The 16106-nt window shown below is 62.2% G+C and carries 10 protein-coding genes; 6 read left to right on the top strand and 4 right to left on the bottom strand.

The window, feature by feature from the left end:
* The first annotated feature begins 57 nt into the window (after positions 1 to 57).
* Entirely contained in the window at positions 58 to 651 is a 594-nt protein-coding gene (locus tag FEZ60_RS28760; RefSeq protein WP_172937680.1) for a TetR/AcrR family transcriptional regulator, read from the top strand.
* Entirely contained in the window at positions 648 to 1205 is a 558-nt protein-coding gene (locus FEZ60_RS28755; protein WP_172937679.1) for an NAD(P)H-dependent oxidoreductase, read from the top strand. Before FEZ60_RS28760 ends, FEZ60_RS28755 begins: the two co-directional genes overlap by 4 nt.
* A 5-nt stretch (positions 1206 to 1210) precedes the next feature.
* Here the strand turns inward: FEZ60_RS28755 and eccE are convergent, their stop codons facing one another.
* Positions 1211 to 2857 (bottom strand): type VII secretion protein EccE, encoded by a 1647-nt coding sequence (gene eccE, locus FEZ60_RS28750; RefSeq protein WP_172937678.1) that lies wholly within the window; start codon positions 2855 to 2857, stop codon positions 1211 to 1213.
* A gap of 62 nt (positions 2858 to 2919) precedes the next feature.
* Between eccE and eccB the strand changes: the two genes are divergently transcribed.
* Entirely contained in the window at positions 2920 to 4383 is a 1464-nt protein-coding gene (gene eccB, locus FEZ60_RS28745) for a type VII secretion protein EccB (protein WP_172937677.1), read from the top strand.
* Here the strand turns inward: eccB and FEZ60_RS28740 are convergent.
* Positions 4376 to 5026, bottom strand: coding sequence for a TetR/AcrR family transcriptional regulator (locus tag FEZ60_RS28740; protein WP_033231353.1), 651 nt, complete (start codon positions 5024 to 5026; stop codon positions 4376 to 4378). The genes eccB and FEZ60_RS28740 overlap by 8 nt on opposite strands.
* A 153-nt stretch (positions 5027 to 5179) precedes the next feature.
* Here FEZ60_RS28740 and FEZ60_RS28735 point away from each other — a divergent pair, with 153 nt between their 5' ends.
* Positions 5180 to 7303: an ABC transporter permease gene (locus FEZ60_RS28735; protein WP_172937676.1), complete on the top strand. Its 2124-nt coding sequence runs from the start codon at positions 5180 to 5182 to the stop codon at positions 7301 to 7303.
* Here FEZ60_RS28735 and mycP read toward each other — a convergent pair.
* Positions 7300 to 8703 carry a type VII secretion-associated serine protease mycosin gene (mycP, locus tag FEZ60_RS28730; protein WP_052683638.1) on the bottom strand — a complete coding sequence of 468 codons (1404 nt, stop codon included), beginning with the start codon at positions 8701 to 8703 and terminating at the stop codon, positions 7300 to 7302. The two genes, FEZ60_RS28735 and mycP, sit on opposite strands and share 4 nt — an antisense overlap.
* 17 nt (positions 8704 to 8720) lie before the next feature.
* Positions 8721 to 10187 carry a type VII secretion integral membrane protein EccD gene (eccD, locus tag FEZ60_RS28725; RefSeq protein WP_242484889.1) on the bottom strand — a complete coding sequence of 489 codons (1467 nt, stop codon included), beginning with the start codon at positions 10185 to 10187 and terminating at the stop codon, positions 8721 to 8723.
* A gap of 243 nt (positions 10188 to 10430) precedes the next feature.
* Between eccD and eccCa the strand changes: the two genes are divergently transcribed.
* Entirely contained in the window at positions 10431 to 14441 is a 4011-nt protein-coding gene (gene eccCa / locus FEZ60_RS28720) for a type VII secretion protein EccCa (protein WP_172937675.1), read from the top strand.
* Positions 14442 to 14461: 20 nt separating this feature from the next.
* Positions 14462 to 15961 (top strand): type VII secretion-associated protein, encoded by a 1500-nt coding sequence (locus FEZ60_RS28715; RefSeq protein ID WP_172937674.1) that lies wholly within the window; start codon positions 14462 to 14464, stop codon positions 15959 to 15961.
* Positions 15962 to 16106 lie beyond the last annotated feature (145 nt).

The raw sequence follows: 16106 nt of genomic DNA, 5'->3' as shown, positions 1-16106 counted from the left end.
TGTCGACTCCTGTTTCTGTAGTAGTACTGACAACGATACTGCAGTACTGTTTTCAGTATGGCAAGAGTGACGGCACGCAGAGTGCAGCTATTCGATCAGTTGGTTGCGCTTTTTCTCGACGAAGGATTCGCGCATCTCACTCTCGACGAGATCGCCGCGCGCCTGCATTGCTCCAAGAGCACCCTGTACACCGTCGCAGCCGGCAAGGACGATCTCGTGCGCGCCGTCACGGTCCATTTCTTTCGTACCGCGACCGATGCCGTCGAAGACGCGGTTGCAGCTCACGCGGATCCGTTGCAGCAAGTGAGCGCGTACCTCGAGGCCGTCGGCGATCAGCTTTCCGCCGCATCGCACCAGTTCATGGAGGACCTCGCGGCGTCCACGTCGGCGCGTCAGGTGTACGAGAAGAACACGTCGATCGCTGCGAGTCGGGTACGCGAGATGATTGTTCGAGGCGTGGAGGCCGGCGTGTTTCGCGAAGTACACGCGTCGTTTGTCGCTGACGCAGCCTCGAGCACGATGGTGCGCATACAGCAACGTGACGTCTACAAGGCGACCGGACTGGACGACGCGCAGGCGTACCGGGAACTTGCCGCCCTCATCACCACCGGGATTGCTGCGACGGGCGCGCCGTTACCATCAACGACATGACCGATCTGTTCGTCGAGGTAATTGTCGGTTCCGTGCGCGAGGGACGAATCGGCTTGGCTGTCGCCGATTGGTTTGTTGCGCGCGCCGTGAATCAACCGAATTGGTCTGTCTCGGTCATCGACCTCGCCGAATTGATGCTTCCAACCGATTTCTCGCCGTCGGAGGCCGCCGAGGAATTGCGTCGACGCATCAAGCGCGCCGACGCCGTTGTTGCGGTCACACCCGAATACAACCATGGATATTCTGCTGCTCTGAAGACGGCACTCGATTCGGTGAAACACGAATGGCGCGCGAAACCGATCGGTTTCGTGTCGTACGGAGGAGTGTCGGGAGGGTTGCGTGCGACGGAACAATTGCGGCAGGTTGTTGCCGAACTGCACATGGTCTCCGTGCGTCAAAGCGTGAGTATTCACCAGGCCCGCAAGCAATTCCGGTCGCCGAATCCTACGGTGGACGCTATCGCAACCGATGCCGCCGACCGGATGATCGGTCAATTGGACTGGTGGGGAAGAGGACTGCGCGAGCATCGCGGCCGGAAGTCGTATCCCGGGTGACTCCGCTACGGTGACATCGGGAACTCGGCCCCTGCGCGCGGTCGTCCGATGAAGGATGTTTCGGCGGCGATGGTCACCAGCGTGAGTTCGACGCTTGTCTTTTCGGTCGCGACGACAATCCGATCGCCGAGGGCATTCGGCTGGACGATCGTGAGATCGGGTTCGATCTCAGGCCACTGCGCCGGGTCGCCGTACACGTAGACCGCGGTGACACCGGCGCGCGGGGGAAGAGCTCGAACACCGTCGAAGACAACGGCGTTGAAGGTTCCTTCCGGTCCTTGCCCGTGGCCGGAAACTCGGAGGCGATCGGGGACACCCATCGAGTCGATCAAGGGTGTCCAGGTCTCGGGCCGATCCGTGTGGATCAGAACCCGGGTTCCGGTGGCGACGGCACGGAAGATCAATTGTTGGGCGAGATAGAGTTCCCCGGCCACGAAGACGGTATTCACGCCGGTCCCCGCAACGAGGGCAGCAACGCCTTGGCCTCGATCGTCGGATCCGAGGAGTTGTCCGCATCCCGCCAGTGGGAGCTCGAGCGCAGTCAGGTCGGCAGCGTCCATCGTTCGGGTAGGCGAGATGGCGTCGAGCGAGGTGAGCGCGGTCGGCACGTTGGTCAGCAGGGCATCGCGTTGACGGCCACGCATGGATACCAGCCCGGCGACCGGGGCAGCTTTCGGGAGATGCCGAGTCGTGAATCGACAGGTAGCGCTCACTGCCGTCAGTCCGGTTTCTGGACGTGGCCGGAGCCGAACGGTGACCGAGGTGCCCAGTGTCGCGGCCGCCCACACCTGCGCGAGACTACCTTTGGTAATTGCCTTCGGCTCGATTCCGTAACCGAGATTCGATACACCGGGAAGTGGTGTGGAACGCCATGTTTCGGCCACGTCTGCGACTTCCACACCACGACTGACCTGTGCGATCGACGAGGAGATCTCGGGTGCTGTCAAGATGCGGGCCCGTGCGCCGGCAGCTTCGAGAACCCGCACCACTCGGCTTGTTGCGACGGAGATGCTCCGCGCCGCTCCGTCGCCGCCGCCACCGCCGCGGCGGTCGACGGCATCGGAGCCTTCGATTCGGTCGAATCGTAGTGCAAGCCAGACGATTCTGGTGGCCGTAGCGGGTAGTGGGCCGATAAGACGGTCGTACACCTCGGTTGCCGGTGTTCCGGATGCCACCCGAAAACCGTGGCTGACGATGTCGATCCCGGTGAGCGAAATGTCGTGTTGGTGAAGGCAATCTGCGAGTTCCGCAGTGGGAAGGGTATGCGACGCGTCGAATGACGTTCGGCCGATTCGGGTCAGGTAGTCGTGCGGCGCCATGATCTCGACGACGCTCACCAGCGTCGAACCGTCGACGCGTAGGCCGATGGATTGCTCGCTGGGCGTCTGGAAGCTCACGATGGTACCGCTGGAGGTCTGGCACCGTCGCATGTATCGAACGGCGGTCCGAATCCACGTCGTGATCGATCGACCGCCGATATGCAGCAGCAGGATCACCGCGACGGCGGCTGCGATCGCGATTGCCCACCGCAATTCGAGTCCGGCAAACAGGGCGAGACACGCTGCGCTGATACCCACGGCCTGTGCACTGACGACCTCGCGCGCCGAGATCCTGTGCGACGACGGCCAGTACTTCAAACGTGATCTGTCCACGGTTCCACCCCCGGGGGAACTGTACTGTGTCATCTCAGGGGATGACAGGTACGGGGGGAAATATGGCTGCTACACCTACAACTCGGTGGCAGGTCAACGGATACCGCTTCCTGGTTCGGCGCATGGAACATGCACTGGTCAGGCGGGATGTGCGGATGCTGCACGACCCGATGCGATCGCAATCGCGGGCCTTGATCGTCGGTATCGTGCTGGCGTCGTTGGGTCTTGCGGGGTGTGGTGTGCTTGCGCTTTTTCGGCCTCAGGACAAGATTGCCGATGCAGCCATCGTGGTCGGAAAAGACTCGGGTGCAATGTTTGTCGCAATGGAGGGCACATTTCACCCGGTTCTGAACCTTGCATCTGCGAGGTTGATCATCGGTTCGCCTGACAAGCCTTCGATCGTGAAGGAATCCGAAATCGATGGCAAGCCTAGGGGAGCGCTGGTGGGGATACCAGGTGGGCCGTCGGCACTACCGGAGGCGGCAGATCCGACAAATGCGCCTTGGGCGGTGTGTGACACCGTAGGTGCCGACGGCAATCGGTCCGTGGCCTCGACGGTGCTGGTCGGCGAGCCGAAGTTGCGGGAAGTCGCGTCGTACTTGCCTTCTGATCACGCGCTTCTCGTGCGTTCGGGTGCTGATCATTTTCTCGTCTACGACGGGAAACGGGCTGCTGTCGACATCGGTGATCCGGCGATCACGCGGGCATTGGGACTTGAAGGAATCGAGCCGCGGCCGATCAGCGTCGGCATGCTCAATGCGATCCCGGAGGTTCCGCGGCTACAGGCTCCGGCCATTCGTGGTCTTGGCACAGTGCCGCAGTATCCGTTGGCGGACAAAACAGTCGGATCCGTTGTTCAAGTCTCCACGGGCTCCGAGATGATGTACTACGTCGTTCTCGAGGACGGTATACAGAAGGTCAGTTCAGCTGTGGCGCAACTGATCTACTTCTCCGACTCTCAAGGTGACTCGGGAATGGCCACTGTGACGCCGGATGCGATCAATCGCATTCCCTCGGTGAACGAACTTGCCACGGCCGCACTCCCGGCTGTGGCTCCGACCGTGGTGAACGAAGACGTAGCTCCGGTCAGTTGTCTTGTCTGGAAACCGGATCCGGTTTCGGTTGCAGCGCAGCGTAGCTCTGCGAGCGTGAGTGTGGTCGTGGGTAGCGACCTGCCGATTGCCGCCGACGCCAGGGTGGTTGCGCTGGCGCAGGCGGACGGGTCGGGGGATCGGTTGGATTTTGCCTACGTCGCGCCGGGTAAGGGGGGATTTGTTCAGGCGACCGGGATCGAGACGGAGAGTACTCGGCGCGACAGCGTGTTCTATGTTGCCGATACCGGCGTGAAATACGGAGTGCCGAACGAAGATTCGGCGAAGGCGCTCGGACTCTCGAGACCTCCGGATCGCGCGCCTTGGCAAATGTTGGAGTTGTTGGCTTCGGGACCGTCACTCGACAAATCGAATGCCCTTGTTGCACATGACGGAATGACGCCAGACCCGTTTCCGGCGGCGCCGGTCAATTAGCGCTCGTGCGTGCGCTGAGAAAGTCCCCGACGCTGGTGACGGGGGCCGAAAGTATGCCAACGGCCGCGTCGATGATGAAGTAGGCCAAGCCCGTCCAGTCGGGGTCGATCGAGTCTTGCTGAACCAGTGACTCGTACCGGGCGCAGACGTCCGTGACCATGCGACCCATGATCCAGGCCCTGCCGGCCAGTACGGGTGGTGGCACGTCCGCGAGGAAGGCCCTCGTTTGCTGGATGAGGTCGTCTTCCAGCGGGTCCGACATCATGGAGATGAGTTCCATTCCGGATGGCACTGACCTCAATTGTTGGAGCAGGCGTGCCCGCCAGCTGGGCCGCGGCATCGATGCGAGCTGATCGGTCCACGGAAGGATGAGGCAGCTCAACAAGTCTCGGAGATCGGGGTTCTCGCCCAAGACGGCGACGAGTTGTGTGCGGCGCAGCTTGGTCTCGGTCGCGTGACGCTCCAACAAAGCGCGGATAAGTTCGTCGCGTCCGCCGAAGTGATAGGCCACGGCGGAGTGATTGGCGTTGCCTGAGTGTTCGGCGATGTGACGGTTCGACACCGCGTCGATGCCGTGGGTGGCAAAGAGTTCCTCTGCCGAGTCCAGCAATGACTGCCGCACCCGATCTCCGTGTTGTCCCATGCTTCCTCCGTTTGCTGGTTCCCTGACTGGTCTTCCGGCGCGACGCCGCGGAAGTGGGATCAACGTCACGACTCTACCGATTGCCATTTTAAGTCATGCGGCGTAATTTTTTTAAGACGCGCAGCGTAATTTTTGATATTTAGGAGTTCGACTATGACCACCACCGCATCGCCGGAAACCGAGCATCCGCCAGGCGAGCCCACGGAAGTCGAGGCTGCTGCTGCTCGAGCCCGAAAAGAGCAGATCGGCCGATATGTCGCGATGATCCTGCTGCCCTTCCTGATGGTCGGCATGATGATCACGGGGTATCTGGCCGCGATGCACGCGCCTTCCCCGAACAACATGCCGATTGCGGTGGCCGGGCCGATCCAGCAGGCTGATCAGTTTGCTGCTGCGCTCGAGGCGTCCGATCCGTCGGCCGTCGATGTGCGAGTAGTCAGTAGCGAGGACGAGGCACGTCAACTCCTCCTGGGCCGTGAGGTATCCGGCGTCGTGTCGTTGCCCGCTACGGGAGGCGACACAGCAACGGTCTACACCGCGAGTGCGGCCGGTGCTGCTCAAGTCTCGACGGTCACCGGACTTGTCGCCCCACAGGTGCTGGAGCAGGGGCTCAACGTGACGGTCGAGGATCTGGCTCCATTGCCTGCCCACGACACCGCTGGTCTGGCGGCGATGTTCATGGCCACGGCGCTCATGCTTGCGGGCTACATGCCGCTGAGTATCACGCTGTCCAACTCGCCGGAGCTGCTGCGATTCCGCCGAGTCGTACCACTTCTTGCCGGATGGTCTGCGCTGATCGCAGCGCTCGTGTGGTTGGTCACCGGCCCGATTCTCGGTGCAGTCGAGGGCCATACGGCGGCAGTTCTCGGAATCTCCTGGCTCGCTGTCTTTTCCGTCGGTTCCGTGCAGTTGTTCCTTACCCGGATATTCGGGCCGATGGCGGTTCTGGTCGGCATGCTGTTCATCATGGTGCTCGGCGTCCCGGCCTCGAACATGGGAATGTCGGTCTACACCCTGCCGTCGATCTATGCGACGCTGCACGGGTTCCTGCCCACTGCGGCAACGGGTGAGGCGCTTCGATCAGTGCTGTACTTCGGCGGCGACGGTCTCGGCTCGCACCTGATCGTTTTGGCGCTCGGAGCAGCGCTTGCGCTTCTCGCGACCTTGGGCGTCGACGCGCTCAAGCGTCGTCGCAGTCCTGACGGTGGAGCGCCTGAGGTTTCCATGGCGTCGCTGACTGCTGGGCCACGTCCGACCAGCAACAAGGTTCGGTACGCGACTCTCGCGTTCTTCCCGTTTGCCATGGTTGTGCTGATGCTTTCGGTCATGCTCGGAGCGATGTATCAGCCGGCGCCCCGTGACATGCCGGTCGCTGTGGTTGCCGCTTCGAGCGAGCAAGCTGAGCAGGCCGTTGTGGGACTGGAACAGAACTTGGGCGGATTGTTCGATCTGCGTGCAGTCGATTCGGTGGACGAAGCCCGCCAGCTCGTTCAGGACCGCACGGTTGTCGCAGCATACGTACTGCCCTCCGCCGATTCGCCGACCGCGACTCTGATCACCAGCCAAGCTGCCGGCATGAGCCAGCAGCAAGCCGTGGCAGCTGTTTTCACGCAGGTTGCCCAGGGCCAGCAGGTGCCGCTGACCACGCAGGATCTTGCGCCGCTTGCCGATTCCGATTCCAGCGGCACGGTCAGTATGTACATTGCGATGGGCTGGATCATGTCCGGCTTCATGATCATCGTCGTCGCGAGCAGTGCTGCGCCCACGGTGATGAAGTTGCGGACTCTGCTCCCGGTGCTAGCCGGGTGGTCGGTCTTCATGTCCGCCGTGATCTGGGCAATTGCCGGACCTGTAGTCGGAGCGATCGACGGCCACTTCTGGCAGCTCTTCGGAACCGGAATCGTCGCGATCTTCTGTACCGCGCTGTTCACGACGGTGTTCGCACGGCTACTCGGGCTCCTCGCAGTCATCCCGGCGGTCGCAATCTTGATGTTCCTCGGGGTTCCGGCGTCTGGTGGTGCGATGTCGGTCTACATGGAACCAGAGATATTCCGAGTGCTCCACGGCATCCTGCCGATGCCTGCTGCCGTGGAATCGGTACGGTCGATTCTGTACTTCGGCGCGGACACAGTCGGGTCGCATCTGATCACGTTTGTGATCTGGGGCGTTGTCTCCTTGCTGTGCGTCATGGTCATCGACAAGGTTCGTTCCGCTCGGGCCGAAGATCTGCCCCCGGAGCACGCGGATCTGCCCCATGCTCAGCTGTCTGCTGTTTAGGGACGACGTGAACGGTGTCCTCGCTCTGCAAACACACGACGTATCGGAAACGATGACAGCAGGGCGAGGACACCGAGCGAACCTACGGCCGCGACGCCCAGGAGAGCCGCGTCGCGCGCGCGGTTGTCGGGCGGCGGCGGTACGGGCAGCGCAGCCAGAGTCGAGGTGTGGTGACCGAGCGGATAGGTTTCGACATCGCTCGGCAGCGCGGTGACGGCTGCCAACGGATCGACCACCCCATGCCCGACGTAGGGGTTCCAGCCCTCGGCCGGGGCGTGCGCCGTCGACTCGATGCGCTGAACTACCTGTGCAGCAGTGAGATCCGGGTATCGGGATCGAACCAGCGCCGCGGTTGCCGCGACGTACGGCGCCGCAAAACTTGTCCCGTTGATTGCTTGAACGGAGCCGTCCGGGCCGTACGTTCCGTTGGTCAACCCAGGTTCGGTGGGATGGAGTGACACTACTGCGGTACCGGGAGCGGCCACATCGACCCAGGGACCACCGAGGCTGAACGAGCTTGCCGCCCCGTTGGGATCGACGGATCCGACGGTCAGTACGAAGTCGTCGTACCAGGCGGGGCTGGCGAGCGTGTTGACCGAATTCCACAGGTCAGCATGGGGTGTCAGCGGGCTAGGAGTGGGATTCTGGGTCTTGCAGCCGCCGGATCCGACATTTCCTGCCGCGGCCACGACAACGATGTCCTTGACGAGCGCGGCGTATTGGATTGCGGCACCGAGGCGTTGATCGTTGATACCCTCGGCTGCCGACTTGCACGCAACTTCGGAGATGTTGATGACGGTGGCTCCCATGTCGGCGGCGTGACGGACAGCCATGGCCATCGTGTCGACATTTCCGTACCCCGACGAGTTCTCGGCGATGTTCGGGTCGCCTTGGCTGCCGGCAAGGGAGTACGCCGAACTGGACTGTCGGATCGTAATGATTGTCGCGCCGGGTGCGGCGCCGGAGAAGCCTGACCCAGTCACAGGTTGAGCGCCGATCAACCCAGCGACGACGGTACCGTGGGCGTCGCAATCCTCCGTTCCGTCGGCAGCTCCCACGTAGTCGCCACCGGGTTCCAGATTGGGAAGTCGGGGATGACGGCTGACTCCGGTATCGATCACCGCGACACGCTGCCCTGCGCCGGTCGTGATCGGCCAGACCGCATCGAATGCCAAGTCCAGCTGGGCAGGAGGGACATTGGCACCGTCGCCGCCCGACACTGCCGGGACGCACAGAGTGCGCTGTTGCGTGGCTTGCGGTGGCGCCGCGGGGCCGTCTTCGGGAAGCATCAACGGATCGACGGGTGGCGGCATCGCGCCGACAGCTACGCCTTGCCCCGCACATAGTGCGAGTGCGGCGATGGCGAGGAGTGTCGAAGTCCAGGATATTCCACGGTTCATGCGTGTATGTCCGACGCTCAGAGTCCGCGCATGACCGAAAATAGATCGGTCACCCAACAGATCAGAGGCACGATCAGCGCGATTGCAGCCAAGTCGACCAACTCTGCAACCCGTCGCATCACCGGGCTGAACACCCGGTTCGGTGCGAGGATGCCGAGCACGAGTGCCAGGATGAGAACGGCCATGGCGAGGGCAAATATGACGACGGCGTCGTCCTTGTGTGACCAGATCTGGGCGCCCAGAACAACTAGCACGATGGCAGCCCCACACGCGATGAGGGGAACCGCCTGGGCGGTACCGGCAAATGTGCGTCCGCGGAGCATCAGAACGCCTGCGGTGACTCCGGCAAGGGCAAGGCCGGACCAGACGATTCCGTCGTCGGTATGGACCGCGGCCACGCTCAGCGCACCGGTCATCGCCGTCACGGATGTCGCGACCACCAAACCGGTCAGGTAACTGCGGGCGCGTCCGGTTCGCTCGGTCAGTTCGTCGAAATTCGGCATGTCGGGTTCGGCGGCAAGATCACGAGCTTCGTCCAAGGGATTTGCCGGTACCGGCACTGGTGGCAACGGAAGCTTGGCAAGAATCATCGATAGCCGGGCCGAGTAGGCGAGGGTGATCAGCGCGAGTGCGATGGCGACTGCGCTGATCGTTTCCAGCGAAACGCGCGGCAGCAGCGTTGCTGCCGCAGTAGCTACGGTTGCGGCCAACGAGATGCCGAAAAGGGCTGTGAATGTGGCTAACCCGACGCCGCAGAGGCGCAGGCATAGTAAGGCGACCGATGCGACGAGCACGGAACCCATGAGAAGGTGTGGCGCCTCTAGGTCGTCGGGCACGGCAAGGAGACCAGCCGTGAATGCAAGTGGAACGCCGGCGCAACCGAGGACCAGTGCGCTTCCACTGTCGTGGTAGACGCGGGCTGTCACGATCGACGCAATGGTCAGTAGAAGGGACGTGATGAAAGCGCAAGTGGCACCCGATATTCCGGTTGCGCCGACAATCAGCGCGGCGGAGCCGAGCATCGATGCGAGGACAGCGATCACAGAGCCGGTGATCCGTGCGGCCAGTGGTGTCCACCGCCGGTAGGTCTGCGCGTCGGTGGCGGCGACGGTGTACATGATGTCGTCGAACAACGGCGGTGGAGCGGCAGCGTCCGCGGCTTCGAGAACGAGTAGTTCTCCGTCACGGATTCCATGCTCGTGAAGGGAGAGCGTGCCCGACAGCGGTGCGCGGCCAACCTTGGCCAGTGTCCAGTCCGTCGGTTCGAATTGTTCGGATACGGTGTCGAAATCGTTGGAGCCGCTGTGGCTTCGAATAGTGTCGACTATGCCGGGAATGACCAGTACGAGCGGAATGCGCAGCGGCACTGCGAGATCGACCTGCGAATGTGCCGACAGAACTGTCAGTCGACACAGCTCTGCCGACGGTGCGCTACGACGATCACCTGGCACCGCCGGCGCCGTGTCGGTTGTCGACATGCTCATGAATCAACCCCACTGTTCACTGTCGAACCCCACCCTTCGACGCGATTCCCCGTTCGCGTCCCCCTTCTTTATCGGAACCATACGACACCGGACTGGGAATTGCTGCCGCCACTGCTCCAGTGGAACGGTTGCGCTCGAAGGTCTTGTCGGCCCGATGGGTTAGTGTCTTCTCGTTGCGTGGACTTTGTGCCGTGGGGGCGGTCCGGTTGATGTCGGACACATCGCAGCGCTGTAGGGGGCGAAGTGAGTACAGTCAGATTTTTGCGTCGGGCTCGGCGTGAGGCGCCGCGGGCGCCAGGCGGCGAGGTGACGTTGCAGGCGCCGCCCGAGATCCCTCGTGCGACTCCTGGCAATCTGCTGACCAAATTGCTGCCGGTGGTGATGGTGGTGGCAATGATCGGCATGGTCGCGTTGATGTTCACGTCGGGAATGGCGCGAAATCCCATGTCCCTGTTGTTTCCGATCATGATGACGGTCTCGATGCTCGGGATGCTGGCCGGTGGGGGCCGTAGTGGTGGCGCGCGGACCGCCGAGGTCAACGAGGACCGTAAGGACTATCTTCGTTATCTCGATCAGTTGCGTCGTGATGTCGACGAGACCGGGCAGGCGCAACGTCGGGCACTCGAATGGAGTAGTCCGCAGCCGTCGTTGCTGTGGACCCTGGCAGGCACGTCACGCATGTGGGAGCGTCAGATAACGGACCCCGATTATTGTCACGTGCGTGTCGGTCTCGGCAGTCAGAGGCTGGCGACTCGTCTGATCTCGCCGGAGACCGGACCGGTTGAAGACCTCGAACCGGTTGCATCCGTGTCGCTTCGACGATTTGTCCGTTCCCATTCGGTGGTCGAGGATCTTCCGACTGCGGTATCGCTGCGGGGGTTCGCCTCGATAGCCCTCGAAGGTCAGCGGGACGCGGCGCGGTCGTTGGTCAGGGCGATGTTGATGCAGTTGTGTACTTTTCACGGTCCTGACATATTGCAGATCGCTGTGGTGCGTGGCCCCGATACTCAGGTCGAATGGGAATGGGTCAAGTGGTTGCCGCACACGCAGCACCCGGAGGCATATGACGGGGCGGGCGCGGCGCGGATGGTGTACGGCTCCTATCTCGAGTTGGAAGGTGCTCTGGGTGAGCAACTTTCGATGCGAGGCCGCTTCTCGCGTAACGCGCCCGCATCGTCAGGTGTGCCGCATGTCGTCGTTGTCGTCGACGGCGGATTGCTGGAAGGCGATTCCGGTCTGTTGACGGGAGCGGGTCTGGATTCGGTGACGATCCTGGACCTGTGTGGTTTCTCGTCGTCGTTGTCGGCCAGTCGTGGTTTGCGTCTGGTGGTCGCTCCCGATCAAGTGGGCGCGGTCAGTAGTGCCGGCGTCGAGAAGTTTGCGCGCCCTGATTCCGTCTCCACGACTACCGCCCAGACCTTCGGCCGACGGATGGCGCCGTACCGTGCTGCTTCACAGAACGCTGTCGATTCGGGGGACGACGACACGGCGTCGCGCTCGTGGAGTCAGATGCTGGGCATCGGAAACGCTGCGCGGTTCAACCCGGAGCATGCGTGGTTGCCTCGCCAGGGACGTGATCGACTGCGGGTGCCGATCGGTGTCGGTGCCGACGGTCAACCTGTCGAACTCGACCTCAAGGAATCCGCTGAGAACGGAATGGGGCCGCACGGTTTATGTATCGGGGCAACAGGTTCGGGAAAATCGGAGTTTCTTCGGACGCTTGTGCTCGGTTTGATCGCGACACACTCGCCGAACGCCCTCAATCTTGTCCTCGTGGATTTCAAGGGTGGGGCAACCTTCCTCGGTCTCGAAGAGGCACCGCACGTTGCGGCCGTCATCACCAACCTTGCCGAAGAACTGGCCATGGTGGACCGAATGCGCGACGCACTTGCCGGTGAAATGAACCGTCGTCAAGAACTCCTCCGAGCGGCGGGAAACTTCGCAAATGTGTCGGACTACGAAAAAGCGCGGATGGCGGGTGCCGCACTCGACCCGCTGCCTGCCCTGTTCGTCGTAGTGGACGAGTTCTCCGAATTGCTCAGTCAACAACCGGAATTCGCTGACCTCTTCGTGGCGATTGGCCGGCTAGGCAGATCGCTGCACATCCACCTGCTGCTTGCCAGCCAACGTCTGGACGAAGGGAAACTGCGTGGACTCGACAGTCATCTGTCGTACCGAATCGGCTTGAAGACATTCTCCGCCAACGAGTCTCGGACCGTGTTGGGGGTCCCCGACGCATACTATCTACCCGGAAATCCAGGCGCCGGATATGTGAAAGCGGATTCTGCCGAGATCGTGCGCTTTCAAGGCGCGTACGTCTCCGGACACTATGAGGGTGCGAGGATTGCGCCGACGCGACTTGCGACGGAACAATCCGTCGGTCTCGCTCCGGTGTTGTTCACCGCTGCGACGGTGATCAGTGATCACCTCCCGGAGGATGTGGTGGAGCCGGACTTCGTAGATATGGGGGAGGCAGGTGACGAATCACGAACGCTCATGGGAGTTCTCGTCGACAGGATCAAGGAGTACGGTCCGCGCGCGCACGAAGTGTGGCTTCCTCCGCTCTCCGAGTCTCCGACGCTCGATCAGCTTCTTCCGCGCGCCGTGTCGCGTGATCCGAATCTGCCCCGTGGGAATTTGAGTGCAGCGTTCGGAATTGTCGACAGGCCGTTCGACCAGCGGCGCGACCCACTTGTCGTCGACCTCAACGGGTCGACCGGAAATGTAGCGATCGTCGGCGGCCCGCAGTCGGGGAAATCGACGGCACTGCGGACCCTGATCATGGCGTTTGCTCTGACGCATACCGCGGAGCAGGTGCAGTTCTATTGCCTCGATTTCGGCGGCGGAACCTTGCTGGGACTGCGGGACCTTCCGCACGTCGGTTCGGTGGCAAATCGTCTCGACCAGGACAGGGTCCGGCGAACAGTGGCGGAGGTTTCGACGGTAGTGCAGCAACGGGAGCGACTCTTCCGTGAACTCGGTATCGACTCGATGGTCGAATTCCGGCGACTGCGCACTGCAGATCCCCGCGGAGTTGGTGTCGCCGCCGGCCTCGAACGCGACAGGTTCGGCGATGTCTTCCTGGTGATCGACGGGTGGCCAAGCGTTCGTTCCGACTTCGAATCTCTGGAAGGGCCGATCAGTATCCTTGCGGCGCAGGGATTGTCATTCGGGGTTCACGTCATGGTCACCGCGCCGAGGTGGGCAGATATTCGGCCGGCATTGAAGGATCAGCTCGGCACGCGGATTGAACTTCGCCTGGGTGACCCAGGAGACTCCGACGCGGGGCGCCAGAAAGCGAATCTGGTTCCGGAACGTCATGCGGGGCGCGGTATCACTCGTGAAGGCCTGCACTTGTTGACCGGGCTTCCGCGTATGGATGGTATCTCCAGCAGCGTAGAACTGAGCGCCGCGGTATCTGATTCGGTGATGCGCATCGCGGCTATGTCGACGTCCCGACCCGCTCCACCAGTTCGGATGCTCCCTGAATCATATACGCGTGCAGAGCTTCTCGCGTCCGTTGGAGACAGGTGGCCGCAGGCGAGCGCGGGTGACGGTCGGTGTCTGCGGGTACCTGTCGGGCTGGGTGAAACCGACCTCGAACCTGTCTACATGGACTTCGCGGAGCATCCGCACCTCCTGATATTCGGCGATACCGCCTGCGGGAAAACGTCGCTGCTCCGCGGCATAGCCGAAGGGATCATGGCGTCGAACACACCGGCGCAGGCGAAATTGATCATCGGTGACTATCGCCATTCGATGTTGGGTGTGGTCGACGGCAATCACCTCGGTGGATACTCGGCCTCAGCGGCGACATTGGGTGAACTGATGGCGGACCTTGCTCGGATCGTCGGCGGAAGAATGCCGAATTCGGATACGACGCAACAACAACTGCGAGAACGCTCGTGGTGGTCGGGACCGGAAATCTACGTGATCATCGACGACTACGACCTGGTGGCAACATCCACCGGCAACCCGGTGGCGGCATTGCTCGAGTTCATTCCCCACTCGAAGGACGTGGGGCTGCATCTGGTGATCGCCCGACGATCCGGCGGGGCAGGGCGCGCACTGTTCGAACCGGTGATTGCCCGGATCCGCGACATGGCACCTGCCGGCGTCGTGATGAGTGGCAGCCGCGACGAGGGGAATCTGGTTGGCGCCGTGCGTGGTTCCGAGATGCCGCAGGGGCGGGGTACGTACGTGTCTCGGTCGCAGACCCAGCTGGTGCAGCTACCGTGGATGCCACCGCTGTGACATCGGGTCACACGTTGTCGGTGTCTGTTCATATAGGTTCGTCCAACGCGTGGTCGGCAACCGGGCAACGCGAATTCTGTTGCAGAGTCGACACCGAGCAGCATTCGTCGCCGGCCGCCGCGTTGCCTGCAGTCAATCCGCTCGATTTCATCGACGACAACTACATGGAGATCGGTGGACGAATCGCGCCTACCGATCTCGAACTGGTGCACTTGATTTTGCACACCGTGCAAGGTTGCGGTCTGGCAGATGCGGATGTGCTGTACCTGAGCTATCCGACCGAGTGGGGAAATACCCGAAAGGGACGGTTGCTCGACGCTGCGCGTCAGGTCGGGTACGACGTTGTCCTGGTCCCGACCGCGATTGCGATTGCGCGCGCCACCCGGGGGAGCTGGCGAGCGAGGTGCATCGTGGTGGAGATCCGCGGTGGTGACGTTGTCGTTTCGTGTGTGCGCGATTTCGACGGAGACGTCACGCTCATGAACACCCAGCGCAGAGCACTGTCGGAATTGCCGCAACTATTCGGTGAATTCGAGGAACTGACAGTTCGGGACTCTGTAGTAGTTGTCGGGCGACATTCGCATTCGATTGCGTCGTCCTTGGAGCGTGGGTCGCGAAGCATTCACGGCTACGCGAGCGTGCGTGTTCTCGACGAGAGTCGGATCGTGCGAGCGATCGTTGATCCGCGGGTGCGTCTGGAGTCGGTCACAGCAGAAAATTCGGCGGGTCGGGCTGTGGACAACTCGGCATTCGGAGATCGGTGGGTGCCGCCGTCAAGGCTGGTCACGCCAGCCGATTCGGGTGTCCGGCAGCGCCGCTGGTTGCCGGCGCTGGCGGTGTCAGTCGTTGTTGTCGGACTGCTCGGGGTGGGCGTGGCGGTCGCGACCGGGCGAGGCAGCGTAGAAGGCACTGCGGTCGAAGGTACTGCGGTCGAAGCCCGAACTACTGACGGTGAGTCTGCCGATGTGGTGCCGGTGACCACATCGCCGACCGCGCAACCGACCACATCGCCGACCGCACAACCGACCACACTGGGGAGTGCCCAGCCGAGCACGCTGGTGCCTTCCACTACGTCGGCCGTGGCAACGACAACAATCCCGCTCGCCGGTGGCAACGTGAGCGTTGTCGTGCCGGCGGGGTGGGCGCCCGATCGCGGCGGATCGGCCGCAGGACGGATGGACTTGATTCCGGCGTCTGGGAATGATCGCAAAATCGTCATCGTCGAGAAGGAACTCCGTGCAGGCGTCGAGTTCGACGCGGTCGAGATCGATCTGCGTGAGCAGCTTTCGGCGATAGAGGATCCACTCCGCTTCGGAAACCTCGAGTCCACTGTTGCCGTGGACGGACGAAAGGTTCTGTTGTACAGGGAATTTCCGGATGGATATTCCGAAGTTCGGTGGCAGGTATTTGTCGAACGTGGCAGGCAGGTGAGTATCGGGTGCCAGTACCTCGTCGGTGAATGGGACGCGTTCGAGCCGGAGTGCGTTCAGATCGTCGAATCACTGTCGTCCGTGAATTGACCGCGCGAAATTTCTTTTCGAACCGCCGGAACCGTCGGCGAGTGCGCGGCGTCCAAGTATGTGTAGCGCACATCAGGTACTTGTTGCCGGCGAAGGTCCGCCGGATGTGAGCCACCGCCGACACCGCGCATGCACATCACAACCA

This window comes from Rhodococcus sp. MS16, from assembly GCF_013277795.1.
GTDB lineage: Bacteria > Actinomycetota > Actinomycetes > Mycobacteriales > Mycobacteriaceae > Rhodococcus_F > Rhodococcus_F globerula.
The sequence above is the reverse complement of the archived record's forward strand: the minus strand, read 5'-3'. Positions and strand labels throughout refer to the sequence as shown.